Consider the following 25,616-nt stretch of genomic DNA (forward strand, 5'->3'; position numbering starts at 1 on the left):
GGTGTTGCATCAGCGTGTACGGATGGAGTCACTTCGGTGACAGGCCGGATTATTGACCCGGATCAAACCTTCGGTGGCACCAGACTTCGAGTCTTGAAGAGAGGTGCTTTTCGGCGACACTGACAGTCAGTCGGTGAAAGGGGAGGGAGCATGCGACGACGGCTGAAAACGGGCGATATGGTCCTGATCGCGGCGCTGCTGCTGCCGCTTGCGGTGGCGCTGCCGCGCCTGGGCGGCCTCGGCGGGCCGCCGGAGCTTTGGCTGACCTGGATCAGCTGGGTCGCCGGCATCCTGGGGCTCGCCATGATGCTGCTGGCCGGGGCGGTGAGCAGCCGGGTGCCGGGTTTCGACCGCCCCTTCGGGGGGCTGGCGCGGCTTTGGCGCCTGCACCACTGGCTGGGCTTTGCCGCCTTTATCCTGGTGATGCTCCACGCCCTGGCGCTGGGGCTCGCTGCGGTGCCGGCCTCCCTGGACGCCGCGGTGGCGACCCTCTTCCCGCCTCTCTCCCATGGGGCCCTCTGGCTCGGCTGGCTGGCCTGGGCGGCCATGGTGGTCTTCCTGGCGCCCACCTTCGGCTTCTTCGGTCAGCCCCACTACCAGCGCTGGAAGCGCCTGCATCTGGTCTCCGCGGCGGCGCTGCTGCTGGGGCTCTGGCACGCCCTGCTGCTGGCCGGCGAGGCCTGGCCCTGGTGGCTGCTCGGCATCGCCGGGCTCGGCGCCATCGCCTGGCGCAAGGGCGTGGCGCCGGCTCGGCGCCACCCCTATCGCGTCGAGGAGGTGGTGCCCCTGGCCCGGGGTGTGGTGGAACTGGTGCTGCGCCCCGAGGGCGGGGGCATCCGCCACGAGGCGGGGCAGTTCGTCTACCTCTCGCCGCTGGACGAGTCCCTTGCCGACGGCCGCGGCGAGGAGCACCCCTACACCATCGCCTCGGCGCCCTCGGATTCGCGCCTGCGCATCGGTATCAAGGACCTGGGCGACGCCAGCCATGCCCTGCAGAGGGTGACGCCCGAGACCCGGGTGCTGATCGAGGGGCCCTACGGGGAGTTCTTCGGGCGGCGCTTTCCCGAACGCGACATGCTCTGGCTGGGCGGGGGCATCGGCATCACCCCCTTCGTGGGCGGCGCCCGCGACCTGGCCGCCGGGGCCGAGGTGGCGGGGCAAGTGCAGCTGATCTATCTCGCCAAGGACGAGTCCCGGGCCTACTACCGGCAGGAGCTGGAAGATATCGCCGGGCGGGTCGAGGGGTTCACCTTCACCCAGCACTACTCCCGCGAGCGGGGACATCTGGACGAGGCCTTCCTGCGCGAGCACTGCCCGGACTTCACCGAGCGGGAGATCTACCTCTGCGGCCCGCCCGCCATGAACGCCCACCTGCAGCGGCTGCTGGTCGAGCAGGGCGTCCCCGCCTCACGCATCCACAGCGAGGTCTTCGACTTCCTATGAACATCAACAAGATCGCCTACTCCGCTTTCATCGCCTTCGTGGCGAGCCTGGCCACCCTGGTCTCGATCCAGGCGCTCTCCAGCAGCGACCGTGACGCGGCCGACGACGACGCCCTGGACCCCATCACCCTCGAGGAGCTCGCCGAGCACGACGGCGCCGAGAGCTGCTGGAAGGCGATTCACGGTCGGGTCTACGACATCACCGACTATGTGCCCGACCATCCCACCGACGAGGAGGTGATCCTTGAGTGGTGCGGTCGGGAGTCCACCGAGGGGTGGGACAACAAGCGCCCCGGCGTACCCCACAGCCCGCGGGCCGAGGGGATGCTCGAGGCGTACCTGATCGGCCGGCTGGTGGATGAGGAGGGCGAGCCGATCGAACCTGGGGCGGCGGCTCAGGCCGAGGAAGGCGAGGCGGCGGCAGGCGAAGCCGACAGCGACACGGTGCGGCTCTCGCCCGCCGAGGACGAGCGCCTGCACCAGGCGCTGCTGGGGCTGCCGCTGGACGGCCGCTATCGGGGCGTGTTCGGCGACGGCGGCGAGATGCAGGTCAACGTGCAGTTCGACCTGCGCGATGGCCGGCTCTCCAACATCAGCTATCGCCATCTGGCCTACCGCGGCGAGGACTATCGCCGGCTGGACGAGGACGACGACCTCTACCCGGTGTGGGCGCAGCACCAGCAGCTCGCCGAGGCCCTCGAGGGCCAGCCGCTGACCGCCATCTTCGCCCTCTACGAGCCGGAGCGGCTGGCCGAGGACATCGACGGCTACAGCGGCGCCACCCTGCGCGGCAACAAGGTCCACTCCGCCTTCCGCGACGCCTTGAACCGCGGCGTCTACAGCTGGCCCTGAGACCGGGTCAGCCGAGCCCGCCGGCGAGCCACAGCCATAGCGCGATCAGCGCGAAGTGGCCCGGGTACCAGGCCAGCCACAGTCGGCGCGGCATCGCCCGGGGCACCGCCGGCGCCAGGCGATGGGCGCCGGCCGCCAGCCACAGGGCCGCCACGCAGGTGGCCACGGTGAAGGACTTGGCCAGGTCGCTGGCGTTCATCTGCCCGGCCACCACCAGCACCGGCAGGGCCAGGGCGGCCGCCGCCAGGCGTTCGGCGAGGGGCTCCCCGGCCCGGTGCAGGTGGTACATGGCGAGCATCAGGAGCGGCACCAGCAGCAGTCCCTCGTGGCCATACTCGACCCAGTGGCCGAGCAGGACCCAGACCGTCAGCGAGGCCAGCCCCCCGAGGGCCAGCCAGCGGCTCTCCAGCTCGCCGCTGCGATAGCGGGCGAGCAGCTCGCGCAGCCCGGCACCCCAGGCCAGCCCCGCCGCCAGGGTGAAGCAGACGTTGAGTAGCAGGGCGTCCGAGGCGCGTGGCATCAGCATGAAGGGGAGCTGGGCGACCAGGCCGATCACCAGGATGCGGCGGGCGTAGCGCAGCGGGTTGCGGGTATTGAAGAGCCCGTGCCAGGCCACCATGGCCGCGAACAGCGGGAAGGCGATGCGGCCCAGCGACGAGCCGGCCCAGTCGAGGTTCCACGCCTCGGGCAGCACGTAGCGGGTCAGGTGGTCGAGGGTCATGGTGGCCAGCGCCAGCCACTGTCCCCAGCCGGTCCAGGCGGAGGAGGGGCGGGCGGTATCGGCCGCGGCGGCGGTACGGGGGAGGGGGTATGAGGTCATCCTGTCCTCTCGGTGTGGGTCCACCTCGAGAGGACAGGTATCTTCCCCGTGAGTTCCGATGCCGCCTCAGCCGCGGCGATGCACGCGTCGCCCCAGGGCCCACACCTCGTCGATGGTCCAGGCGCCGTCGGCCAGCACCAGCAGGTCGGCGTCGAAGCCCTCGGCGAGACGCCCCTTGCGGGCCAGGCCCAGGGCGTCGGCGGCGTGGGTGCTGGCCATGCCCAGGGCGCGCTCCAGGGGCAGGCCGTGTGCCTCCACGCACTCTCCCAGCACCTCGAACAGGCTCCCCAGGCGCCCGGGCTCGAGCCCCGCGAAGCGTCCCTCGGCGTCGAAGCGGGGCAGCGAGGCGTTGGCGTCCGAGGAGAGGGTGATCCGCGAGGGGTCGACTCGGGCGTGCAGGGCGCGGGCCACCGCCTCGGCGGCCGGCACCTCGCCGTCGGCGATCAGCGCCGGCGTGGTGCTGGTGGTGAAGTCGATGCGCCCGCCCTCCCGGGCGAAGCGAACCCCATCCTCGAACAGCTCGCGGGTGCGGTTGATATGGGTGGGCAGGAACTGGGCCAGGGGAATGGCGCTCGTGCGCGCCACCTCCCGCAGGGGCTCCAGGTGGGTGGGGGCATCGCCGGTATGGATGAAGACGATGCCGCCCTTGCCGGCCAGCATGCCGGCGGTGCGCGCCTCGGCGGCGAGCCGGGTCAGCTCCGCGGTGGTGGGCTGGGAGCCGCGGTGGTCGCTGATCGCCACCTCGCCCACGCCGATCACCTCGGGAACGAAGAGGATGTCCTCGCGCACCGAGCCGGTCAGGGTGACCGGCGGCAGCTGGTAGGAGCCGGTGTAGCAGTAGGCGCTCAGCCCGCCGGCGGCCAGCTCGCGAACCTTGCCGAGCAGCCCCGCCGGGGTGCGGGTCACGGCGTCGGTGCCCAGCGCTCCGACCAGGGTGGTGACGCCGGAGGCCAGGGCCTCTTCCAGGCCGAGCTCGGCGGTGCGGCTGCCGAAGCCCCCCTCGCCGCCGCCGCCGGTGACATGGACCAGCGGATCCACCAGGCCGGGAATCACCCGGCGCCCCTCCAGGTCGAGCACCGTCACCGTCGGCCCCGAGGCCAGGGCAGGGGCGTCGGCGGCGGCGATGGCGGCAAGGCGACGGTCCGCGATCAGCAGCTGGCAGAGGCCCCGGGGCGCCGGGGCGTAGAGCCGAGCGTTGGTGAGCAGGGTCAGCATGGTGGGCTCCCGACCGTTCACAGCTTGATGTCGTAGCTGAAGTGGCGCTCCATGATCTCGTCGTAGGTGCCGTCGGCCTTGAGGGCGGCCAGCGCCTCGTTGAAGCGCTCGGCGAGGTCTCGGTCACGCTGGCGGAAGGCCACGCCAACGCCCTGGCCGAAGATATGCTCGGGCTCCTTGATGAAGTCGCTGATTCGCTGGAAGCGCGTGTCCTCGGCGTCCAGATTCATGCTCGACTCCGCTACCGGGGCGTCCAGGAAGGTCAGGTCCAGGCGCCCGGCGCGCAGGTCGGTAAGCACGTCGTCGCCGCTGGTGTAGCGGCGAATCTCCACCAGGTCACCGTAGAGCTCGGAGACGTAGTTGTCCTGCAGGGTGGCGCGCTGCACGCCCACCACCAGCCCCTCGAGGCTGTCGCGGTCGGTGATATCGATCTCCCGGTCGCGCAGGGTGAACCAGGCGCTGGGAGTGGTGTAGTAGGGCTCGGAGAAGAGCACCTGGCGGGCCCGCTCCTCGGTGATCGCCATGGAGGACATGATGCCGTCATAGTTGCGCGCCAGCAGGCCCGGGATGATGCCGTCCCAATCCTGCTCGACCCAGACGCAGGTGGCCTCGAGGTAGTCGCAGACCGCCTCGCCCAGCTCGATCTCGAAGCCGGCCAGGGTGCCGTCGGGCAGGCGGTACATGAAGGGCTCGTAGGGCAGGTCGATGCCGAGACGGATCTCGGAAGTGTCGCGGGCCTGGGCGGTGCCGGCGGTGAGGCCGGCGGCCAGGGCGGCGGCCAGCATCAGGGAGATGGGCTTCATGGGGATCTCTCTCTGTCCGAAGGGAAAGCGGAGCCGGTTGGCCGCCGCGCTACCCGAAAATAATACTGCCTTGTGGGCTTTTATGCAGTTGAAACAGCTGCGGCCTCGCTCAGGCGAGGCCGCTTGCTGCTCACTGAGTGGCGCGGATCACTCGTCGCCGAAGTAGCGCTGGTAGATCTCGTCGTAGGTGCCGTCTTCCTTGAGGGTCGCCAGGGCCTCGTTGAAGCGTTCGGCGAGCGCGGTGTCGCGCTGGCGGAAGGCGATGCCGAAGCCCTCGCCGAAGTACTCCTCGGGCTCGGAGACCATCTCGCCGACCACCTGGAACTGGCCCTCGTGGGCGTCGAGCAGGGTGGCCTGGCCGACGATGAACTCCAGGAAGACGATATCCAGGCGCTGGGCCTGCAGGTCCAGCACCATGTCGTCGGCGGTGGAGTAGCGGCTGATGCTGGCGACGCCGCTGTAGTTGTCGGTGACGTAGCTGTCGAAGGTGGTGCCGCGCTGCACGCCGATGCTCTTGTCGGTCAGGGTCTCCTCGCTGATCTCCTCGATCTCGCTGCCGGCCGGGGCGAACCAGGCGCCGGGGATGGTGATGTAGGAGTCGGAGAAGAGCACGGTCTGGCGGCGCTCCTCGTTGATCGACATGGAGGACATGATGGCGTCGTAGTTGCGCGCCAGCAGGCCCGGGATGATGCCGTCCCACTCCTGCTCGATCCACTCGCAGGTCACGCCGATCTCGGCGCAGAGGGCGTTGCCCAGGTCGATGTCGAAGCCGGTCAGCTCGCCATCGGCGCCGCGGTACTCCATGGGCTCGTAGGGGACGTCGACGCCGATGCGCACGTGGTCGTAGTCCCGGGCCTGGGCGGTGCCGGCGGCCATGGCCACGCCGAGGATCGAGACGGTCAGCAGTTTCTTCATGGAGGAACTCCTTGCGATGAGAGACGGCACCCGGGGTGCCTACGGAGACGACTCTAGCCCAGCCGCCGCGGTGCCGAAAGCCCTTGGCGACGGATTTTCCAACGGGCGTTTGACGCTTTGTCGCGCAGGGGGAGCGCCGCGGCCGGAAGGAGCAGGGGGCCGCGGCGGGGTGAGGAGGAGCGTGGGTCGGGCGTCAGCCCTGGGGCCTGAGGTGGGCCAGCAGGCGCTTCTCCAGCCAGCGGAAGAAGTAGAGGATGCTGAAGGTGAGGCAGAGGTAGATGGCCGCCACGAAGAGGAAGGCCTCGAAGGGGGCGTAGAAGCGCGCATAGACGAAGCGTGCCGCGCCGGTGAGGTCCATCAGGGTGACCACGCTGGCGATGGCGCTGGCGTGGAGCATGAAGATCACCTCGTTGCCGTAGGCGGGCAGGGCGCGGCGGAAGGCGCTGGGCAGGATGATGCGGCGCATCATCAGGGCGTCCGACATGCCGTAGGCCCGGGCCGCCTCGATCTCGCCCCTGGGCGTGGCCTTGATGGCGCCCCGGAAGATCTCGGTGGTGTAGGCCGCCGTGTTCAGGGTGAAGGCGATCAGCGCCGGATAGAAGGCCTCGCGCAGGAGCGGCCAGAGGAAGGTCTGCTGGATGCCGTCGAAGAAGACCACGCCGTAGTAGATGATGTAGAGCTGGATCAGCAGCGGGGTGCCGCGGAACACATAGGTGTAGAGGTAGATCGGCAGGCTGATCCAGCGGTGGCGGGAGCTGCGCCCGATGGCCAGGGGCACCGCCAGCACCAGGCCGGCGACCAGCGAGAGGAAGACCAGCTGCACCGTGGTCACCAGGCCATCCCAGTAGTAGCCGAGGGTGGTGGGCGTGAAGATGACGTTGCCGGCCAGCAGCTCCTGGAACCAGAGTGAGATATCCGGCATGTCAGTGGCCTCCGAAGCCGACGTTGTAGCGCCTCTGGAGCCGGGCGAAGAGCCACTCCGATACGCTGGCGATCAGCAGGTAGACCGCCGCCACCGGGATCAGGAAGGTGAAGGGCTCGTGGGTGGCGCGGGAGGCCTCGGCGGCCACCCGCACCATGTCCGAGAGCCCGATGACCGAGACCAGCGCCGTGGTCTTGAGCAGCACCATCCAGTTGTTGGAGAGCCCGGGCAGGGCGTGGCGCATCATCTGCGGAAAGCGGATGCGCCGGAACACCAGCCAGGGGGTCATGCCGTAGGCCTTGCCCGCCTCGATCTGGCCATGCTCCACGGCCATGAAGGCGCCGCGGAAGGTCTCGCCCATATAGGCGCCGAAGATGAAGCCGATGGTGATCACCCCGGCGGCGAAGGCGTTGAGGTTGACGTACCAGTCGACCCCGAAGCGGTCATAGAGAGCGTCGGTGGCCACGTTGAGCGCCATCTGGCCGCCGAAGAAGAGCAGCATCATCAGCACCAGGTCCGGCACGCCGCGGATCAGGGTGGTGTAGAGGGTGGCCAGCTGGCGCAGGGGCCAGTGGCGGGACATCCGGGCGCTGGCGGTGAGCAGGCCCAGCAGGATGGCCAGGGCCAGCGACAGTACCGCCAGCTGCAGGGTGACCCCGGCGCCTTCCAGCAGCCGCGGGCCGTAGCCGTGAAGATCCAGCATCTTGTTCTCCCGCTCGAGACTTGGGGCTTGTTCGTGCCTGTTCAGTACGTCTTCAGTACGTCTTCAGTACTTCGGGGCCAGGAACTGCTTCAGGCGCGGCGACTGGGGGTTGCCCAGCACCTGCTCCGGCGGGCCGGCCTCCTCGACCAGGCCCTGGTGCAGGTAGATCACCTGGCTGGAGACGTCTCGGGCGAAGCCCATCTCGTGGGTCACCACGATCATGGTGCGCCCCTCGTCGGCCAGCTCGCGCATCACCTTGAGCACGTCGCCCACCAGTTCCGGGTCCAGCGCCGAAGTGGGCTCGTCGAAGAGCATCACCTCCGGGTCCATGGCCAGCGCCCGGGCGATGGCGCCGCGCTGCTGCTGGCCGCCGGACATCTGGGCCGGGTAGGCATCGGCGCGGTGGGAGAGGCCGACCCGCTCGAGCAGCGCCTGGGCCTGCTCGATGGCCGCCTTCTTCGGCTTGCCGAGCACGTGCACCGGCGCCTCGATGATGTTCTCGAGCAGGGTCATATGGGCCCAGAGGTTGAAACCCTGGAAGACCATGGAGAGCCTGGCCCGCATGCGCACCACCTGCTTCCAGTCGGCGGGCTCGCGGCCGCGGCGGGTCTGCCGGAAGCGGATCTCCTCGCCGTGGACGATCAGCTCCCCCTCGTCGGGCTGCTCGAGGAGGTTCATGCAGCGCAGGAAGGTGCTCTTGCCGGAGCCCGAGGCTCCGATCAGGGTGATGACATCCCCCTTGTGGGCGGAGAGCGACAGCCCCTTGAGGACTTCGGTGTCGCCGAAGCGCTTCTTGATGTTGCGGACTTCCAGGGGAATCGGGGTTTCGGCCATGGAACGGGCTCCAGGTCAGGGTCGCCGCGGCGTCACGCCGTGGGTATGCGGCGCCTTGCGGGGCGATGCCAGCGGCGCGGCGGCCATCCGCAGCAGGGGAAGGCACAGGGGGTGCGGCGACGCCGGGTCGATGCTGATCGGCAAAGGGGCAAGATTCTACCCTGCTATTGTAGTGGTTTTAAGGCTTTTTCTGCCCTCTGCCCGGCTCCGGTGCCCGCCATCACGCCGGAGGAGGCTCGGGCCGCACCAGCAGGGCGGCCCGGGCGCCGATCTCCACCTCGGCGTTGGGAAAGACCACGGCCAGCGGTGCCGTCCCGACCCTTGTCTCGCCGGCCCGGCCATCCTCGGCCAGCAGGGTACCCGGGGGGAACTCGGTGAAGTTGGCGGTGGCTTCCGGGAAGGCCAGGCGAAACGTCTCGGATTCCCGCATCAGCTCCTGCGCCACCCGGAAGAAGGTCATCCGGCCCGGGGGCGCCTCCGCCGGCGCCCTCCCCGTCAGCAGGGCGGCCAGCAGGGCGGCCATGGGGGCCAGGGGCGCCAGGTCATTGTGCCCGAAGGGCAGGGCGCGCCCCAGCTCGACGGTGAAGGCCTGGGCGCCGTGGTAGTGCTTGCTGTAGTGGGAGAAGGTCCAGCTGTGGCGGTGCTGGTGGAGCACCGCCTGGATGCCGGCGGCGGCGAGCCAGCGCCACTGGCCCATCTCCACGGTGGTACGCTCGGTATAGGGGCTGACCACGAAGCGCGGGTAGCGGCTGTCGCGGATGGCGGTATGCAGATCGTAGTGCAGCCTCGGCAGCGTCTCGTGCCGGGCGAAGAAGCCGTCCACCGCCGCCATCAGCTCCCGGGCCCGATCGGGCTCCATGCCGCTCTCGTCGAGCCCCCGGCGGAACAGCCGGTTGAGGTTGGTGCCCACATAGCGTACCCCCCGGCGGGTCGCCTCGGGGCTGCCGAGCAGCAGCAGTACCGGAGCGCCGAGACGCAGCTCTCCCCTGGCCAGGCGCCCGAGCACCCCTTCGAGCAGCTCCATGGGGGCGGTCTCGTTGCCGTGAACCCCCACCGATAGCACGCAGGCCCGGGCCTCTGGGGCGGCTTGCTCCGGCAGCAGCGCCAGCATGCCGTGGCCGAGACGGCGGAAGTGCCCGCCGGGAACCCGGCCCCGTGCGGGAAACTCGGCTTCCTCGATGCTTGCCCGAAGCCAGGTCTCGAGCGTGGCGCTGGTGGGCATGAGCTCAGGCCTCCTCGCGCCAGGGCTCGCAGGCCTCGCCCTGGTCCACCACGATCAGCTCCTCCACCGGGAAGGCCATCGCTTCGGCGCGCTCGACCAGGTCGCGATAGAGCGCTTCGTCCAGGGTGGGGGTGCGGGCCAGGATCCACAGGTAGTCGCGGTTCGGACCGGACACCAGGGACCATTGGTAGTCGTCATCCAGGGCGAGCACGTTGTAGCCACCGTAGAAGGGGCCGAAGAAGCTCACCTTGAGCCGGCCCACGTCCTCGTCCCCGATGAAGTAGGCGCGGCCCTCCGCCTCGCTGACTTCGCCCTCGGTCAGGTTCACGCCGCGGTTGAGCACCCGCACGCCGCCGTCGTCGCGCAGGGAGTAGTCGGCGGTGACGCAGTCGAGGCCGCGTTCGAAGGAGTGGTCGAGCCGGGCGATCTCGTACCATGGACCCAGGTAGCGATCGAGCTCGAAGCCGGTGACAGGCTCGGTGCCCCTGGGAATGCCGGTGCAGCCGGCCAGCAGCAGGGGGACGGCGAGGGAAGCGAACAGGGAAAGGCGGGGCATGGCGACTCCTTGACGTGGCACCGGCGACTGCGACCTTTTGCAGGATGGGGGATGACGAGCCGGCAGGCTAGACTGATGGCCCGCCCACTGCCAGGAGGCCACCATGACCGATGTCACTCGCCAGCTTGATGCCCACTATGATGCCCTCGCCGCAGGGGGCGGGGAAAGCCTGAGTGACAGGCTGCAGGCCGCCTTCCGGGAGGCGGGCCTGGACCCCGGGCGCCTGACCCTGGACGAGATCGCCGGCATCGACCAGCTGCATCTTGGCGGACGCGCTGCCAGTCGCTCCCTGGCAAGGCTCGGTGAGGTGCGGGCCGGGCAGCGGGTGCTGGACGTGGGCTGCGGCACCGGCGGTGCCGCCAGGCTGCTGGCCGAGGAGTTCGGCTGCGAGGTGGTCGGCGTGGATATCACCGCCGCCTTCATCGCGGCGGCGGAGTGGCTGAGCGCGGCCACGGGGCTCGCCGGGCGTACCCGCTTTCTCTGCGCCGATGCCGCTCGCACGCCGCTGCCGGATGGCAGCTTCGATCTCGTCTGGTGCCAGCATGCGCTGATGAATATGCCGGACGTGCCGGCGGTGCTGGCCGAGTGGCGCCGCCTGCTCGCCCCCGGCGGCCGGGTGCTGCTGCATGAGGTGGTGGCCGGCGACAACCCCGAGCCGCTGGCGCTGCCGGTGCCCTGGGCGCGCAGCGAGGCGACCAGTCACCTGCGGCCTCGAGAGGCCCTGGAGGCGAGCCTGGCCGCGGCCGGTTTCGTGCCGGTCTGCGTACGCGATGTGACCGAGGAGGCCCTGGCCTGGCGCCGCAAGCACGGCCGCCGCGAGGCGGGCGCCGCGCCGGCGCGACAGCTGCCGGGGCCAGCGCTGATCTTCGGCGCCGAGTTCATCGAGATGGGGCGCAACCTGGCCGGCAACCTGGCGGCCGGCAAGGTGCGTATCCTGGAAGGGAGCTGGGGCCTGGCAGACTGAGGATCGGCCTGCGGATGCCGGGGAGCGGGCCAGGCCGATGAGACCCCGTGCCGGCATCCCCGCCCACTCGGGCGGGGGCGGGTTCCCGCTAGGCCTGGCGCTTGCCGCGTACCAGGTAGCTGAGCGGGTGCAGCACCAGCCAGGCGGCGATGGCCAGGCCGATCACGGCGCCGATCATCGCCACCCAGTCGAAGGCGGTGGCCACATAGCCGAGCCGGGAGTTGGTGAAGGCGGGAATCCACCAGAGCCCCGAGAGGCCCACCAGCAGCGCGGCCAGGTTGGCACCCAGGCAGCGATAGCCCAGGGTGCGATAGCCGCGCAGCCGGGCGATCAGCTGGACGGCCACGAGTACCACGACGCCGGCCACGATCAGCCACAGGAAGGGCGCCAGGGCGTACATCAGGATGGTGAAGGCACCTTGAATCGTCATTATCTCTCCTCTCCTCAGGCCTGGCCTTCGAGCACGGCATAGTAGGCCGGCTGCAGCATGCGATCCTTCATCACCCAGGCCGCCCAGGACTCATCGCGGGGGTCGATGAAGGGGAAGGAGGGCAGGAAGTCGAAGTTGTTGTCGTAGCCGAACTCCACCAGCATCGCCTTGCCGATCCCGGTGATCATGGGGCAGGAGGTGTAGCCGTTGTGGCGGGCGGGCAGCGGCTGTGACTGCATCTGGGCCAGCAGGTTGGCCTCCACCACCGGGGCCTGGGCCTTGACGCTGGCGGCGGTCTTGTTGATCGGCGCCCCGATCACGTCGCCGATGCCGAACACCTCGGGATAGCGGTTGTGCTGCATGGTATGGATGTCCACATCCAGCCACTCGCCCCGGAAGGGGCCGTCCCGGGCGATCAGGTCACTCTCGCGCACGAAGTCCGGTGCGCTCATGGGCGGCACCACGTGGATGAAGTCGTAGTCGGCGATCACCCTGCGCTCGCCCTCCTGGGAGAACTCCGCTTCGCGCAGCTCATGGTGGGAGGTGAACTCGCTGTCCGGGCCGACGAAGGTGAACTCGGCCTGGCGGGCGCCGGGGTCGATGGCGGAGAGCCGGTAGTGGTGGCGGCGGTTGACGCCCTGATCGTCGAAGCGCTGCTTGACGAAGTCGTTGATCCAGGGCTGGCTGAATAGCCCCGCTCCGGGTGACATGTAGTCGACCTGGAAGTCGTCTCGGCGGCCGGTATCCTCCAGGCGGGAGAGGGTGGTGAAGGTCATCTTCAGGGGTGCGCCGGCGCACTTCACCGGGGTGGGAGCGGCGGTGAAGATGCCCTTGCCGCCGCCGCTGGCGATCCAAGCGTCGATGGCGTCCCGGGTCCGGGTGGCACCCTCGATGCTGGCGTAGACGCTGCCGATGCCGTGGGTGCCGACGAGGTCCGGCGACATGCCGTCGATCAGGTGGTAGTTGAGCTGCAGGCCGGTGGCTACCACCAGGTAGTCGTACTCCAGCACGCTGGCATCGGCCAGGGAGACGCGGCGCTGTTCGGCGTCGATGCCCACGGCGGGCTGGCGCACCCAGGTCACGCCGCTGGGCACGAAGTTGGCGTTGGGCCGCATGGTCTTTTCCGGGCGCCAGACGCCGGAGGCCACCAGGGTCCAGCCGGGCTGATAGTGGTGGGTCTCCCTGGGTTCCACGATGGTGATGCGAGCGCCATCGAGCCGGTTGGAGAGGCGGTTGGCCATGGCCATGCCGGCGGCGCCGCCGCCGAGGATGACGATCCGGGCGCTGGTTGACAGGGTGCGGGCTTGCAGGCCGCTCAGCGGAAGCAGGCTGGCAGCACCGGCGCCGACGCCCAGCTTGAGGAGCTGACGCCGGTCCAGCCGGGGCGTAGAGAAGGGGACGCGGGACATGCGAGGACTCCTGCGTGGTGGCCGGGGGGGGACAGTGGTTATAATCTTATTCGCAGTTATTATATAATTCTGCCGTAATCTCATACCTTATACCTTGGTCTGCGGCAACATGACGCAAGTCAAGGTATGTGCATTTGTTGCCCATGAATGCAGTGTGGCGTCTTGACAGCATTCCCGCCATTTGTTGACCCGCATCACAACCTCCTTTCCCTGCCTCTGCCATGCTTCTCCGAACCGGGTGGCTCATGGGCCGCCACGGTTTCAATGACAAGATGACGCTGGGGAAAGATTCATGACGATCAAACGAGGGGGGCGCTGGCTTGTGCTGCTGTTGACGCTGTGGGTGTCGGCGGCCATGGCCAGCACGGCGGACCATACCCGGTTCGAGGAGCTGCAGGGGCCCTTTACCAGTGCCGATCAGGTGACCCAGGCCTGCCTGAGCTGCCATACCGAGGCCGCACAGCAGGTGATGGGCACTCGCCACTGGACCTGGGACTACGAGAACCCCCACGGCGGTGAGCGGCTGGGCAAGCGCACCATGCTCAATACCTTCTGTATCGCCGACCAGTCCAACGAGGGCTTCTGCCAATCCTGCCACGTGGGCTATGGCTGGGAGGACGACACCTTCGACTTCACCGCCGAGACCCGGGTCGACTGCCTGGCCTGCCACAACACCGGCGACTACGTGAAGAAGGGCGGCTGGGCCGGCTGGCCCAACGAGGCCTTGACCGACCTGAGTCGTGCGGCCCAGAACGTGGGCGCCTCCTCCCGGGAGACCTGTGGCAGCTGCCACTTCTACGGCGGCGGCGGCGACGGCGTGAAGCACGGCGACCTGGACTCCTCGCTCTTCCATCCCCATCGCGAGCTCGACGTTCACATGGACGCCGCGGGTCTCAACTTCAGCTGCAGCACCTGCCACCAGACCGAAGGCCATGATGTGCCCGGCAGCCGCATCCAGGGCACCGCGGTGGATGCGCATCCGGCGATCACCCGAGGCAGCCAGGAGGCGCGCAACCCGGCCACCTGTCAGGCCTGCCACGGCAGTCAGCCCCACGAGAGCGGCACCCATGCCCAGCGCCTCAACGAGCACACCCGGTCGCTGGCCTGCCAGACCTGCCATATTCCCGAGTTTGCCCGTGGCGGCGTGCCGACCAAGATGGAGTGGGACTGGTCCACCGCCGGCCGCCTGGATGAGGAGGGCAACCCCTTCCAGATCAAGAACGAGGATGGCTATGTCATCTACGACAGCAAGAAGGGTGACTTCGTCCCGGGCGAGAACGTGGTTCCCGAGTACCTCTGGTGGGATGGCAGTACCACCTTCGTGACCGGGGAAACGGTGATCGACCCCAGCGAGCGGGTTGAGGTCAACGCCTATCACGGCACCCCGGGTGCCGACGATGCCCGCATCTGGCCGGTCAAGCGGGCGCTGGGCAAGCAGCCCTACGACACCGTGCATCTGACCCTGCTCAAGCCCCAGGTGGCCATCCCCGGCAACGAGACTGCCTTCTGGTACAACTACGACTGGGACAAGGCGCTGGCGGCGGGGACCGAGCTGGCGGGCCAGCCCTTCAGCGGCGAGTTCGACTTTGTCGAGACCTCGATGCTGTGGCCGATCACCCATATGGTGGCACCCGGCGAGATGGCTCTGGACTGCGCCTCCTGCCACGCCGATGACGGCCGCCTGGCCGGCGTGGAGGGCGTCTGGATGCCGGGCCGCGACCGCCATCAGCTGCTGGACCGCTTCGGGTTCGGCCTGGCCGGCCTGGTGCTGCTGGGGGCGCTGGGCCACGGGGCCATGCGCTTCGCCACTCGTAACCGCAGCAAGGGGCACTGAACATGAGCGAGCGACTCTATCTCTTCACCCGCTTCGAGCGCTTCTGGCACTGGGCCCAGGCGGCGCTGATCATCGCCCTGCTGTTCACCGGCTTCGGCATTCGCGGCGTGCACGGCCTGGTCGGCTTCGAGACGGCGGTACGCGTGCACGAGGCGGCGGCCTGGCTGCTGATCGGCCTCTGGGTGTTCGCCATCTTCTGGCACTTCACCACCGGCCAGTGGAAGCACTACATTCCCACCGCCGAGCGTATCGGCGCCATGGTGCGCTACTACGCCCATGGCATCTTCGTCGGTGCGCCGCACCCCTATCGGATCACCGTGGAGCGCAAGCACAACCCGCTGCAGCGCCTGGCCTACCTGGGCGTCAAGCTGGTGATCAACCCGCTGGTATGGGTCTCGGGGCTGCTCTACCTGTTCTGGGGCAGCGTGCGCGACAGCGTGCCGGCCTGGCTGGGGCTCGAGCAGGTGGCCTGGCTGCATGCCCTGGGCGCCTTCCTGATGCTGGTCTTCCTGATCATCCATGTCTACCTGGCCACCGCCGGCCATACGCCCCTGGCGCATATCAAGGCGATGGTGACCGGCTGGGAGGATGTCCACGACGATGCGCAGGTGAAGCACCCGCCGCGAGCGCCCTGAGTCGCCTGCGTGCGGAACCACGAAGCGGCCACCGCCATGGCGGTGGCCGCTTCGTTTCCGGGGTAGGGGGGGAAGGATCAGCCCGCGAGGCGTGTCGCGATGGCCCGGCCCAGGCTCTCGGTGGTGCCGCTGCCGCCCACGTCGGGGGTGAGCACTGCCCTGTCGCCCTCGGCCAGCACCGCCTCGAAGGCGGCGACGATGGCGTCCGCGGCCTCCCGGTGGCCCAGATGCTCGAGCATCATGGCGCCGGACCAGATCTGGCCGATGGGGTTGGCGATGCCCTTGCCCGCGATGTCCGGGGCGCTGCCGTGGACCGGCTCGAAGAGGCTCGGGAAGGTGCCCTCGGGGTTGATGTTGGCAGAGGGGGCCACGCCGATGGTGCCGGTGCAGGCCGGCCCCAGGTCGGAGAGGATGTCGCCGAAGAGGTTGCTGGCCACCACCACGTCGAACCAGTCCGGGTGCATCACGAAGTTGGCGGTGAGGATGTCGATATGGAACTGGTCCACGGCGACGTCGGGGTAGCGTCTGCCCATCTCGGCCACCCGCTCGTCCCACCAGGGCATGGTGATGGCGATGCCGTTGGACTTGGTGGCCGAGGTGAGCTTCTTTCTGGGCCGGGAGGCCGCCAGCTCATAGGCGAACTTCAGCACCCGGTCGGTGCCGTGGCGGGTCATCACCGTCTCCTGGATCACCACCTCGCGCTCGGTGCCCTCGAACATCCGGCCGCCGACGCTGGAGTACTCCCCTTCGGTGTTCTCGCGCACCACGTAGAAGTCGATATCGCCGGGCTTGCGGTCGGCGAGCGGGCTCTTGATGCCGGGCAGCAGCCGACAGGGACGCAGGTTGACGTACTGGTCGAAGCGGCGGCGGAACTGCAACAGCGAACCCCACAGGGAGATGTGGTCGGGCACGGTGGCGGGCCAGCCCACGGCACCGTAGAAGATGGCGTCGAAGTCCTCCAGGGTCTCGAACCAGTCGTCGGGCAGCATCTTGCCGTGCTCGGCGTAGTAGTCGCAGCTGGCGAAGTCGAAGTGCTCGAGTGCCAGGTCGATGCCGAAGCGGCGAGCGGCGGCCTCGAGGGCGCGCAGCCCCTCGGGCATCACCTCCTTGCCGATGCCGTCGCCGGGAATTACCGCGATGCGCTGGGTCATGCTGCTCTCCTGTCAAGCCGTGCGTGTCGTGAAGTAGTCGGTAAAGGCCTCGAGCACCCGCTCGATGGCGTCGTCGTCGATATCCCGGTGCACCACCAGGCGGGTGGCGTAGAGCAGCTCGACGAGGATGTCGCGCTCGGCGAGCCAGGCCTGCAGGGGCGCGACGTGCGCCTCGGGCACCTTCAGGAAGACCATGTTGGTGGCCTGGTATGTCACCTCCAGTGCCGGCAGTGCACGGAGCCCCTCGGCCAGCCGCGCGGCGCGGCGGTGGTCACAGGCGAGATCCGCCACCTGGTGCTCCAGGGCGTAGTGGCAGGCGGCGGCGATGATGCCGGACTGGCGCATGCCGCCGCCGAGCACCTTGCGCCAGCGCCGGGCGGCGTCGATCAGCGCCCGGGAACCCGCCAGGGCCGAGCCCACGGGGGCGCCGAGCCCCTTGGAGAAGCAGAGCGAGACCGTATCGAAAGGGGCGCAGAGCTCGGCCAGGGGGGTGGCAGTGGCCACGGCGGCGTTGAACAGCCGGGCGCCGTCCAGGTGGGTGGCCAGACCGTGGGCCCGCGCCAGGTCGGTGACCGCCGCGACGTAGCCGGTATCCAGCACGCGCCCACCGATGGTGTTCTCCAGGGCCAGCAGTCGGGTGCGGGCGAAGTGGAAGTCGTCGGGCTTGATGGCGGCAGCGATCGCCGCCAGCGGCAGCGAGCCGTCCTCGGCGTGGGCGATGGGCTGCGGCTGGATGCCGCCCAACACCGCGGCCCCGCCCCCCTCATACCGGTAGGTGTGGGCCTGCTGGCCGGCGATATATTCGTCGCCGCGCTGGCAGTGGGCGAGCAGGGCGGCCAGGTTGCTCTGGGTGCCGCTAGGGAAGAGCAGGGCGGCGGCCTTGCCGGTCCGTTCGGCCACGGCGGCCTCGAAGCGGGCCACGGTCGGGTCGTCGCCCCAGACGTCGTCGCCCACCGGGGCGGCGTGCATGGCGTCGCGCATGGCGTCGCCGGGACGGGTGACGGTATCGCTGCGCAGGTCGATCATCGGGGCCTCCTCGGGGTCAGGGTGACTGGCGGGTCAGTGGCGGTCGTGGTGGGTGCTCTCGATGTCGGCGCGGTCCCGCTCGGGCAGCCGGGCCAGGGGGGCCTGGCGGAAGTAGCGGCCGAGCAGGCCATAGAGCGCCGGGTAGGCCTGGTGCAGCAGGTCCGGGGCGGTGAAGAAGGCCTCGCAGCAGACCGCAAAGCACTCCCCCGGGTGGGTGGCGGCGTAGTCGTCGATGGGCGTGGGTTCGCCGCGCTCGAGATGCGCCTGGAGATCCTCCCAGACGCCCATGAAGACCCGGTGCCACTCCCGCGGGTCGATGTCGGCGGGCAGCGGCGGGAAGCCGTCCACGTCCAGGGAGTTGCCCAGGTCGAGCTTGTGGGCGAACTCGTGGATCAGCACGTTGAAGCCGTTCCAGTCGCCGCTCTCCATGAGGTCCGGGAAGGCCACCACCACCGGCCCCTGGTGGGAGGTCTCGCCGGCGCGCTCGTCCACGTATTCGTGCATCACCCCGAATTCGTCCATCTCCTCTACCTGGCGTCGGAAGGCATCGGGCAGGATCAGCACCTCGTGGACGTTGGCGAAGGCCTCCTGGTGCTCCTCGTCGCTCCAGCCCAGGGTCAGCAGGCAGGCCTGGGCGGCGAGCGCCAGCTGGGCAGGCAGGTCGAAGGGCGTGGCCTCGGCGAGCGCCGGGTGCAGGCTCAGGCGCTTGGCATGCAGGAAGCGCCAGGCGCGCTCCCCCAGGGCCGCAGCCTCGCCGTCACCCAGGGCGGCGAGCAGCGGCAGGCGCGCCCGGGCCTCGGCCCAGGCGTCGTCGGGGAAGGGGTGGCGGGCGGCAAAGCGCGACTCCCGCCAGCGTTTCAGGCGCTCCAGCATCGGCGTTTCTCCACTCGGCCCTTGTGGCGCTCTCTGCTCAGCTCTCCTCCAGGTCCGCCCCGGACTTCCAGGACCAGTCCCGCCAGCGCAGGTCGAAGAGGTCCTTGCGGCGGTCCTTGAGGTTGGTCACCGAGCCCTCGTTGCGCACCATGGTCAGCCGGGTCAGGTCGAGGTCCGAGAAGAGGATCATCTCGGTGTTGGGGGTGGTCTCGTTGAGCACGGCGTCGTGGGGGAAGGCGAAGTCCGAGGGCGAGAAGACCGCCGACTGGGCGTACTGGATGTCGAGGTTCTCGATGGAGGGCACATTGCCCACGCTGCCGCAGAGCACCACGTAGCACTCGTTCTCGATGGCCCGGGCCTGGGCGCAGTGGCGCACCCGCAGGTAGCCGTTCTTGGTGTCGGTCCAGAAGGGCACGAAGAGGATGTCCATGTCCTGCTCGGCCAGGAGCCGCGGCAGCTCCGGAAACTCCACGTCGTAGCAGATCAGGATGCCGACCCGGCCGGCGTCGGTGTCGAACACCTGGAGGTCGTCGCCCCCCTCGATCACCCAGTCGCGGCGCTCCTGGGGGGTGATATGCAGTTTGGCCTGTCTCTCGATCTCGCCGTCCCGGTGGCAGAGGTAGCTGATGTTGTAGAGCCGGTCGTCCTCGCCCACCTCGATCATGGAGCCGGCCACGATGTTGATGTTGTAGGAGACCGCCATGCGCGACAGTTCGGCCTTGAACTGCTCGGTGAAGCTGGCCAGGAAGCGGACGGCGGCCATCTGGTCCTGCTGGGCGGCGCGGTCCTGCAGCCCCATCAGCGGGGCGTTGAAGAGCTCCGGGAAGACCGCGAAATCGCTCTTGTAGCCGGAGAGCGCATCGACGAAGTACTCCACCTGCTGCAGCACCGCCTCCACCGAGTCGAACTCGCGCATCTGCCACTGCACCGCCCCCACCCGCACCTGGGTCTTGCGGTTGTCGAGCACCAGCTCGGCGGGCTCATAGAGGAAGTTGTTCCACTCCAGCAGGGTGGCGAACCCCTGGGACTTCTCGTCCTCGGGCAGGTAGTCGCGCAGCAGGCGCTTGACCTGGAAGTCGTTGGCCAGCTGGAAGGAGAGAATGGGGTCGTGGATCTCCTTGCGGGCCACCCGGTCGATGTACTGGGTGGGGGAGAGCTCCTCGGCGTGCTGGTGATACTGGGGGATGCGCCCGCCGGCGAGGATCGCCCGCAGGTTCAGCGAGCGGCAGAGCTCCTTGCGGGCGTCGTAGAGGCGCCGCCCCAGCCGATAGCCGCGGTACTCCGGATGGATCAGCACATCCAGGCCGTACATGGCGTCGCCCTCCGGGTCGTCGAGGATCACCTCGCGCTTGCCGATCAGGTCGTCGTACCTGTGCGGATTGGTGAACTCGTCGTAGTCGACCCTCACGGTCAGGGCGATGCCCACCAGGCGGCCGTCGTCCTCGATGGCCACCTGGCCGTCCGGGAAGGAGTCGATCAGGGTCTCGATGGTGTGCCGCGACCAGGCGCCGCCGATGTCGTGATAGACGGCGTCCATCAGCGTCTCGAGCTGCGGATAGTCCTCTGGCGTCAGGTTGCGAAGCGTCAGGTGCAGGTCGTCGAGGGACATGGGGCGTCCTTATGATGTCTGGGAAGCCGGTGGCCCGGCGGGAGTCTGTTCAGGGAGCCGCTCTGGGGCGGACGCTGGGTCTGGCATTCGAGTCTAGCACGAGCGGTCGGCATCCCTCTGCGCCGCCGCGGCGGCGCTGGCCGCCAGCAGCGGCCGGGTCAGGGTCTGGGCCATCACCACGCCGGCCAGGATCAGCGCGCCCCCCAGGAAGTGAAAGAGTGCGATGCGCTCGCCGAGGGCCACCATGGCGATGATGGCGCTGAACAGCGGCATCAGGTTGATGAAGATGCTGGCCTGGCTGGCGCCGATCTGGCGGATCGCCAGCATCCACAGGAAGGTGGTGATGATGGAGGCGGGGATGCCGGCGTAGAGGATCAGGCCGATGTTGCTCGAATCGACCGGGGTCATGGGGCCCATCAGGTAGGGCGGCAGCAGGAAGAGCACCGCGAAGATCACCTGGGCATAGAGCAGCACCCAGGGCGGCAGGCCGATGGGCCAGCGCTTGAGCATCACCCCGTAGAGGGCGTAGCAGGTGGCGGCCACCAGCATCAGGGCGTCGCCCTTCGCCACGGTCAGCTCCAGCAGCGAGAGCGGATTGCCGCGCCCCAGCAGGATGGCCACGCCGATCAGCGCCAGGGCGCCGCCGGCCACGCCGCCGAGGCTCGGCGGCTCGCGCAGGATCAGGGCGCTGAGCAGCACGGTGAGCAGCGGCACCATGGCGGCCAGGATGCCCATGTTGGTGGCGCTGGTGGTCTCGGCGGCCACGTAGGCGAGCCCCTGCCACAGCCCCATGCCGAGCAGCCCCAGCACGGCGAGTTTCGGCCACTCGCGGCGGATCGTCGCGCGGTGCTTCCAGGCCGCAGGTGCCAGGAAGGGGGTGAGCACGGCGAGCGCCAGCACCCAGCGCAAGAAGGCGATGCTGCTCGGCGCGATGGCGCCGACGGTGAGCTGGTTGATGGTCATGTTGCCTGACCAGATCAGCACGGCGCCCAGCGGGGGCAGGAAGTAGAGCAGCGGCATGGCATCCTCGTTGACCGTCACAAGAAAGCCCCGCCGGGGCGGGGCTCTAAAGCTTACTTCAGCCAGGCGCTTCAGGCGATGGCGGCGACGCCGGCCTTGGCCACCTGAACGTCCTGGTCGGGCTTGACGCCGGAGATGCCGACGCTGCCGGCCACCTCGCCATTCACCAGCACCGGCACGCCGCCGGCCAGCAGCGACTGCATGGGGGCGGTGACGAAGGCGGTGCGGCCGCCGTTGATCATCTCCTCGAAGGCCTGGGTCTCGCGGCGGCCCAGGGAGGCGTTGCGGGCCTTCTGGGTGGCCACGTCGGCGCTGAAGGGCGGGGCGGTGTCCATGCGGCGCAGGCCGAGCAGGTGGCCGCCGTCGTCGGCCACGGCGATGGTCACGCCCCAACCGTTGGCCTCGGCCTCCTTCTCTGCGGCATCGAGGATGGCGTTGACGTCGGTCAGGGTCAGTACGGGCTTGGTCTTCATGGGGTTGTCCTCAGGGGGTTAGTGCCTCGTCGACGATCTCGATCCAGTGGCGTACCGGGGTGCGGTTGGCGCCGTTGAGGTGGGTCTGACAGCCGATATTGGCCGTCACGATCACCTCGGGGTTGCCGGCCTCGAGGTTGTCGAGCTTGTTGTCGCGCAGCTGGGTGGCGAGCTCCGGCTGGGTGATGGAGTAGGTGCCCGCGGAGCCGCAGCAGAGGTGGGCGTCGGCCACGGGGGTCAGCGAGAAGCCGAGCCGGGTCAGTACCGATTCCACGGCGCCGCCGAGCTTCTGGGCGTGCTGCAGGGTGCAGGGGCAGTGGAAGGCGAGCTTGCGGTCCTGCTTCACGTTCAGATCGTCCAGTGCCTCGTCGCGCAGCACCTCCACCAGGTCCCTGGCCATCGCGCTGACCCTGGCGGCCTTCTCGGCGTAGGCCGGGTCGTCCTTGAGGATGTCGACGTACTCCTTGACGAAGGCGCCGCAGCCGCTGGCGGTCTGGACGATGGCCTCGGCGCCGGCCTCCAGGTGCGGCCACCAGGCGTCGATATTGGCCCGGGCCCGGGCGCGGCCGTCATCCTGGGCGTTCAGGTGGAAGTCCACGGCGCCGCAGCAGCCGGCCTCAGCCACCGGGGTCAGGCCGATGCCGAGGCGATCCAGCACCCTGGCGGTGGCGGCGTTGGTATTGGGCGAGAGCCCCGGCTGCACGCACCCCTCGAGGATCAGCATCTGGCGGGGGTGGCGCGCCCCGTCCGGGCGCTTGCCCGCATCCACGGGAACCGGCGGCAGCTTCTCCTTGAGTGCCCCCGGCACCAGCGGGCGGAAGGTCTGGCCCAGCTTGAGCAGCGCCTGGAAGCGCTTCGGTTCCACCAGCATCTTGCGCAGCGCATAGCGCTGGGCGCGCTCGGCGGGCTTGCGCGGTACCCGGCGCTCGATCTCGGCGCGGCCGATGTCGAGCAGCTTGTGGTACTCGACGCCGGAGGGGCAGGTGGTCTCGCAGTTGCGGCAGGTCAGGCAGCGGTCCAGGTGCAGCCGGGTCTCCTCGGTCACCTTGTCGGCGCCTTCGGGGGCCTCGAGCATCTCCTTCATCAGGTAGATGCGCCCCCGGGGGCCATCGCGCTCGTCGCCCAGCAGCTGGTAGGTGGGGCAGGTGGCGTTGCAGAAGCCGCAGTGCACACAGGTGCGCAGCACCCGGTCGGCCTCGCGGATATGCGGCTGCTTGAGAGCTTCCTCGGTAAAGTGCGTCTGCATCTCGGCGTTGTCCCCTCAGTCTCAGAATGCCGCGTAGAGCCGGCCCGGGTTGAAGATGCCCTTCGGGTCCAGCTCCGCCTTGAGGTTGCGGTGGTACTTCTCGACCACCGGGGCGAGCGGCGCAAAGGGTTCGTCCACCGGCTCCCCGCCGGCGCCGCGCCAGCAGGTGGCATGGCCGCCGGCGCGAGCGGCTGCCTGGCGGACCGTCTCGGCGTCGAGGTCGCCGCGGATCCAGCGCTGGCAGCCGGCCCAGTCATAGAGCACGTCGGTCTCGGCCACGCCGGGCAGTGCCAGCGCCGGGGTGTGGTGGGGCAGCGAGAGGCGCCACAGGGCGCGCGGGTCCTCGGCGGAGAAGAAGGCCAGGCGCTGCTCGCGCAGGGCCTCCCAGAAGTCTGCCTTGAGCTCGTCGCCGCCCAGGCGCTCGGCGGTGGCGGCCACGGAGCTCGGGCCGCCCTCCAGGCGCAGGTGCAGGGCGCCGTCGAGCCAGGCCGCGGCGGTGAGGGGCAGCGGCTGGCGGCCCCACTCGGAGAGTTTCTCCAGGGCCTCGGCCAGCGGCATGTCCAGGTGCAGGCTCTGTGAGGCGCCGGGCAGCGGCAGCACCTTCATGGAGACCTCGGTGATCAGCCCCAGGGTGCCCTGGGCGCCCACCATCAGCCTGGAGAGGTCGTAGCCGGCCACGTTCTTCATCACCTGACCGCCGAAGCGCTGCTCGCTGCCCTGGCGGGTGATGATGCGGGTACCCAGCACGAAGTCGCGCACGCTGCCGGCCCAGGGGCGGCGCGGCCCGGAGAGGCCGGTAGCGATCATGCCGCCCACGGTGGCGGCTTCGCCGAAGTGGGGAGGCTCGCAGGGGAGCATCTGGCCGTTGGCGGCCAGGGCGGCCTCCAGCTCGGCCAGGGGCGTGCCGGTGCGCACCGAGACGATCAGCTCCACCGGGTCATATTCGGTGATGCCGCGGTGCTCCCGGGTCGAGAGGGCCTCACCCTGAACGCTACGACCATAGAAGGCCTTGGTATCGCCGCCGACGATGCGCAGGGGCGTGCCCTCGGCCTCGGCGCGGCGGATGCGCTCGGCCAGCGCTTCGCTGGCGTCATGCGCGGGAATGTCGTGAGTCGTCACCATGTCGTCGAAGTCTCTCAGCCTTGGCTCTCGGGGGCGGTCGGGGCGGGGGCGTCACCGGCGCTCTTGGTCAGGCGGAACTCGGAGCAGCGCGCCGGCGTGGGGATGTTCTTGCCGGGATTGAGCAGCTCGTCGGGGTCGAAGGCGCGCTTGGCGGCACGGAAGGTCGTAAGTTCGCCGGGGCTAAACTGGACGCACATCTGGTGGATCTTCTCGCGGCCCACTCCGTGCTCGCCGGTGATGGTGCCGCCGACCTCGACGCACAGCTCGAGGATGCGGCCGCCGAGCTCCTCGGCGCGCTCGAATTCCCCCGGCTGGTTGGCATCGAAGAGGATCAGCGGATGCATGTTGCCGTCGCCGGCGTGGAAGACGTTGGCCACGCGCAGGCCGTACTCCTCGCCCAGATCGCCGATGCCCTTGAGCACCCGGGCCAGCTCGCGGCGGGGGATGGTGCCGTCCATGCAGTAGTAGTCCGGCGACATGCGGCCCACCGCGGGGAAGGCGTTCTTGCGCCCGGCCCAGAACAGCGCCCGCTCGGCCTCGTCACGGGCCTGCTGGATATCGGTGGCACCGGCCTTCTCCAGCACGCGGCGCACGGTCTGGCAGTCGTCGTCGACGTCCGCCTCCACGCCGTCCAGCTCGCAGAGCAGGATCGCCTCGGCCTCCACCGGGTAGCCGGCGCCGATGAAGTCCTCGGCGGCGCGGATCGCCAGGTTGTCCATCATCTCAAGGCCCCCGGGGATGATGCCTGCGGCGATGATGGCGCCCACGGCGTCACCGGCCTTCTCGATGTCGTCGAAGCTCGCCATCAGCACCTTGGCGGTCTCGGGCTTGGGCAGCAGCTTGACGGTGATCTCGGTGACTACCCCGAGCATGCCCTCGGAGCCGGTGAACAGCGCCAGCAGGTCGAAGCCGGGGGCATCCAGGGCGTCCGCCCCCAGGGTCATATGCTCCCCCTCGATGGTCAGCACTTCGACCTTGATGACGTTGTGGACGGTGAGGCCGTACTTGAGGCAGTGCACGCCGCCGGCGTTCTCCGCCACGTTGCCGCCGATGGAGCAGGCGATCTGGGAGGAGGGATCCGGGGCGTAGTAGAGCCCGTAGGGGCTGGCGGCCTCGGAGATCGCCAGGTTGCGCACCCCGGGCTGGACCCGGGCGGTGCGGGCGTCGGGGTCGATCTCGAGGATGCGGTTGAAGCGCGAGAGCACCAGCAGCACGCCGTGGGAAAGCGGCATGGCACCGCCGGAGAGGCCGGTGCCGGCGCCGCGGGTCACGACCGGCACGCCCAGGGCGCGGCAGCGCTTGAGCAGGATCTCGACCTGCTCGAGGGTCTCGGGCAGGGCGACCAGCATGGGCAGGGCGCGGTAGGCGGAGAGGCCGTCGCACTCGAAGGGGCGCAGGTCCTCCTCGCGGTGCAGCAGGGTCATGCCGGGCAGGGCCTGGCGCAGGTCGGCCAGGACCTCGGCCGGGTCTCGGCGGGCGGGAGCGCCGTCGAGTTGCTCATCGAAGAGGTGGTTCATGGGGACTCCGGTACGGTGGAGAT

25 protein-coding genes are annotated in these 25,616 nt (G+C 69.4%); 5 read left to right on the plus strand and 20 right to left on the minus strand.

The features are described from left to right. Window positions 1-150: 150 nt before the first annotated feature. Both ACRYRV_RS11465 and ACRYRV_RS11470 read left to right on the plus strand, forming a co-directional pair. On the plus strand, window positions 151-1,443 hold the full coding sequence (locus ACRYRV_RS11465) for a ferredoxin reductase family protein (protein WP_444985072.1): 1,293 nt from the start codon (window positions 151-153) through the stop codon (window positions 1,441-1,443). Further along, window positions 1,440-2,294, plus strand: coding sequence for a cytochrome b5 domain-containing protein (locus ACRYRV_RS11470; protein ID WP_444985071.1), 855 nt, complete (start codon window positions 1,440-1,442; stop codon window positions 2,292-2,294). The genes ACRYRV_RS11465 and ACRYRV_RS11470 overlap by 4 nt, the downstream gene beginning before the upstream one ends. 7 nt (window positions 2,295-2,301) lie before the next feature. Here ACRYRV_RS11470 and ACRYRV_RS11475 read toward each other — a convergent pair whose 3' ends face one another. The 9 genes from ACRYRV_RS11475 to ACRYRV_RS11515 form a co-directional block, all read right to left on the minus strand. Next, window positions 2,302-3,114 carry a TraX family protein gene (locus ACRYRV_RS11475; RefSeq protein ID WP_309635318.1) on the minus strand — a complete coding sequence of 271 codons (813 nt, stop codon included), beginning with the start codon at window positions 3,112-3,114 and terminating at the stop codon, window positions 2,302-2,304. A 66-nt stretch (window positions 3,115-3,180) separates the two neighbouring features. Further along, entirely contained in the window at window positions 3,181-4,329 is a 1,149-nt protein-coding gene (iadA, locus tag ACRYRV_RS11480) for a beta-aspartyl-peptidase (RefSeq protein ID WP_444985070.1), read from the minus strand. Window positions 4,330-4,346: 17 nt separating this feature from the next. Continuing rightward, window positions 4,347-5,132 (minus strand): transporter substrate-binding domain-containing protein, encoded by a 786-nt coding sequence (locus tag ACRYRV_RS11485; protein ID WP_299313106.1) that lies wholly within the window; start codon window positions 5,130-5,132, stop codon window positions 4,347-4,349. 147 nt (window positions 5,133-5,279) lie between these two features. After that, a complete protein-coding gene (locus ACRYRV_RS11490; RefSeq protein ID WP_444985069.1) occupies window positions 5,280-6,047 on the minus strand; it encodes a transporter substrate-binding domain-containing protein in 768 nt (255 codons plus the stop codon). A 193-nt stretch (window positions 6,048-6,240) separates the two neighbouring features. Continuing rightward, window positions 6,241-6,969, minus strand: coding sequence for an ABC transporter permease (locus tag ACRYRV_RS11495; RefSeq protein WP_253445057.1), 729 nt, complete (start codon window positions 6,967-6,969; stop codon window positions 6,241-6,243). Window position 6,970: 1 nt separating this feature from the next. Further along, window positions 6,971-7,672 carry an ABC transporter permease gene (locus ACRYRV_RS11500; protein ID WP_309635321.1) on the minus strand — a complete coding sequence of 234 codons (702 nt, stop codon included), beginning with the start codon at window positions 7,670-7,672 and terminating at the stop codon, window positions 6,971-6,973. A gap of 63 nt (window positions 7,673-7,735) precedes the next feature. Further along, entirely contained in the window at window positions 7,736-8,506 is a 771-nt protein-coding gene (locus tag ACRYRV_RS11505; RefSeq protein WP_253445052.1) for an ABC transporter ATP-binding protein, read from the minus strand. 220 nt (window positions 8,507-8,726) lie between these two features. Then, window positions 8,727-9,728 carry a succinylglutamate desuccinylase gene (locus tag ACRYRV_RS11510; RefSeq protein ID WP_444985068.1) on the minus strand — a complete coding sequence of 334 codons (1,002 nt, stop codon included), beginning with the start codon at window positions 9,726-9,728 and terminating at the stop codon, window positions 8,727-8,729. A 4-nt stretch (window positions 9,729-9,732) separates the two neighbouring features. After that, window positions 9,733-10,284 carry a lipocalin family protein gene (locus ACRYRV_RS11515; RefSeq protein ID WP_253445046.1) on the minus strand — a complete coding sequence of 184 codons (552 nt, stop codon included), beginning with the start codon at window positions 10,282-10,284 and terminating at the stop codon, window positions 9,733-9,735. Between the two features lie 103 nt (window positions 10,285-10,387). Between ACRYRV_RS11515 and ACRYRV_RS11520 the strand changes: the two genes are divergently transcribed. Beyond that, a complete protein-coding gene (locus ACRYRV_RS11520) occupies window positions 10,388-11,248 on the plus strand; it encodes a class I SAM-dependent methyltransferase (RefSeq protein WP_309635323.1) in 861 nt (286 codons plus the stop codon). A gap of 88 nt (window positions 11,249-11,336) precedes the next feature. Here the strand turns inward: ACRYRV_RS11520 and ACRYRV_RS11525 are convergent, their stop codons facing one another. Both ACRYRV_RS11525 and ACRYRV_RS11530 read right to left on the minus strand, forming a co-directional pair. Then, window positions 11,337-11,678, minus strand: coding sequence for a hypothetical protein (locus ACRYRV_RS11525; protein WP_253445040.1), 342 nt, complete (start codon window positions 11,676-11,678; stop codon window positions 11,337-11,339). 14 nt (window positions 11,679-11,692) lie between these two features. After that, window positions 11,693-13,087 (minus strand): FAD-dependent oxidoreductase, encoded by a 1,395-nt coding sequence (locus ACRYRV_RS11530; RefSeq protein WP_253445036.1) that lies wholly within the window; start codon window positions 13,085-13,087, stop codon window positions 11,693-11,695. A 292-nt stretch (window positions 13,088-13,379) separates the two neighbouring features. Here ACRYRV_RS11530 and ACRYRV_RS11535 point away from each other — a divergent pair, with 292 nt between their 5' ends. Together ACRYRV_RS11535 and ACRYRV_RS11540 are read left to right on the plus strand one after the other, a co-directional pair. Further along, window positions 13,380-14,921, plus strand: coding sequence for a tetrathionate reductase family octaheme c-type cytochrome (locus ACRYRV_RS11535; RefSeq protein WP_309635325.1), 1,542 nt, complete (start codon window positions 13,380-13,382; stop codon window positions 14,919-14,921). 2 nt (window positions 14,922-14,923) lie between these two features. After that, a complete protein-coding gene (locus ACRYRV_RS11540; RefSeq protein WP_444985067.1) occupies window positions 14,924-15,556 on the plus strand; it encodes a cytochrome b/b6 domain-containing protein in 633 nt (210 codons plus the stop codon). A 77-nt stretch (window positions 15,557-15,633) separates the two neighbouring features. Here the strand turns inward: ACRYRV_RS11540 and ACRYRV_RS11545 are convergent, their stop codons facing one another. The 9 genes from ACRYRV_RS11545 to glcD all read right to left on the minus strand — a co-directional run bounded on the left by ACRYRV_RS11545 (window position 15,634) and on the right by glcD (window position 25,593). After that, entirely contained in the window at window positions 15,634-16,707 is a 1,074-nt protein-coding gene (locus ACRYRV_RS11545; RefSeq protein WP_444985066.1) for a tartrate dehydrogenase, read from the minus strand. Between the two features lie 12 nt (window positions 16,708-16,719). After that, on the minus strand, window positions 16,720-17,733 hold the full coding sequence (gene ltaE / locus ACRYRV_RS11550) for a low-specificity L-threonine aldolase (protein WP_444985065.1): 1,014 nt from the start codon (window positions 17,731-17,733) through the stop codon (window positions 16,720-16,722). Between the two features lie 33 nt (window positions 17,734-17,766). After that, the gene (locus ACRYRV_RS11555; protein WP_253445024.1) at window positions 17,767-18,606 is read right to left on the minus strand and encodes a M90 family metallopeptidase; all 840 of its coding nucleotides are present in this window, start codon (window positions 18,604-18,606) and stop codon (window positions 17,767-17,769) included. A 37-nt stretch (window positions 18,607-18,643) separates the two neighbouring features. Next, entirely contained in the window at window positions 18,644-20,215 is a 1,572-nt protein-coding gene (locus ACRYRV_RS11560) for a bifunctional GNAT family N-acetyltransferase/carbon-nitrogen hydrolase family protein (RefSeq protein ID WP_253445021.1), read from the minus strand. 93 nt (window positions 20,216-20,308) lie between these two features. Next, window positions 20,309-21,235, minus strand: a complete 927-nt coding sequence (locus ACRYRV_RS11565) for a DMT family transporter (protein WP_444985064.1) — start codon at window positions 21,233-21,235, stop codon at window positions 20,309-20,311. Between the two features lie 71 nt (window positions 21,236-21,306). After that, window positions 21,307-21,708, minus strand: coding sequence for a GlcG/HbpS family heme-binding protein (locus ACRYRV_RS11570; protein WP_253445014.1), 402 nt, complete (start codon window positions 21,706-21,708; stop codon window positions 21,307-21,309). 10 nt (window positions 21,709-21,718) lie between these two features. Continuing rightward, a complete protein-coding gene (gene glcF / locus ACRYRV_RS11575; protein ID WP_444985063.1) occupies window positions 21,719-22,954 on the minus strand; it encodes a glycolate oxidase subunit GlcF in 1,236 nt (411 codons plus the stop codon). A 21-nt stretch (window positions 22,955-22,975) separates the two neighbouring features. Next, complete coding sequence (gene glcE, locus ACRYRV_RS11580) at window positions 22,976-24,076, minus strand: glycolate oxidase subunit GlcE (RefSeq protein WP_444985062.1); 1,101 nt, start codon at window positions 24,074-24,076, stop codon at window positions 22,976-22,978. A 14-nt stretch (window positions 24,077-24,090) separates the two neighbouring features. Continuing rightward, window positions 24,091-25,593, minus strand: coding sequence for a glycolate oxidase subunit GlcD (glcD, locus tag ACRYRV_RS11585; RefSeq protein WP_444985061.1), 1,503 nt, complete (start codon window positions 25,591-25,593; stop codon window positions 24,091-24,093). Window positions 25,594-25,616 lie beyond the last annotated feature (23 nt).

The organism is Halomonas mongoliensis, from assembly GCF_052496345.1.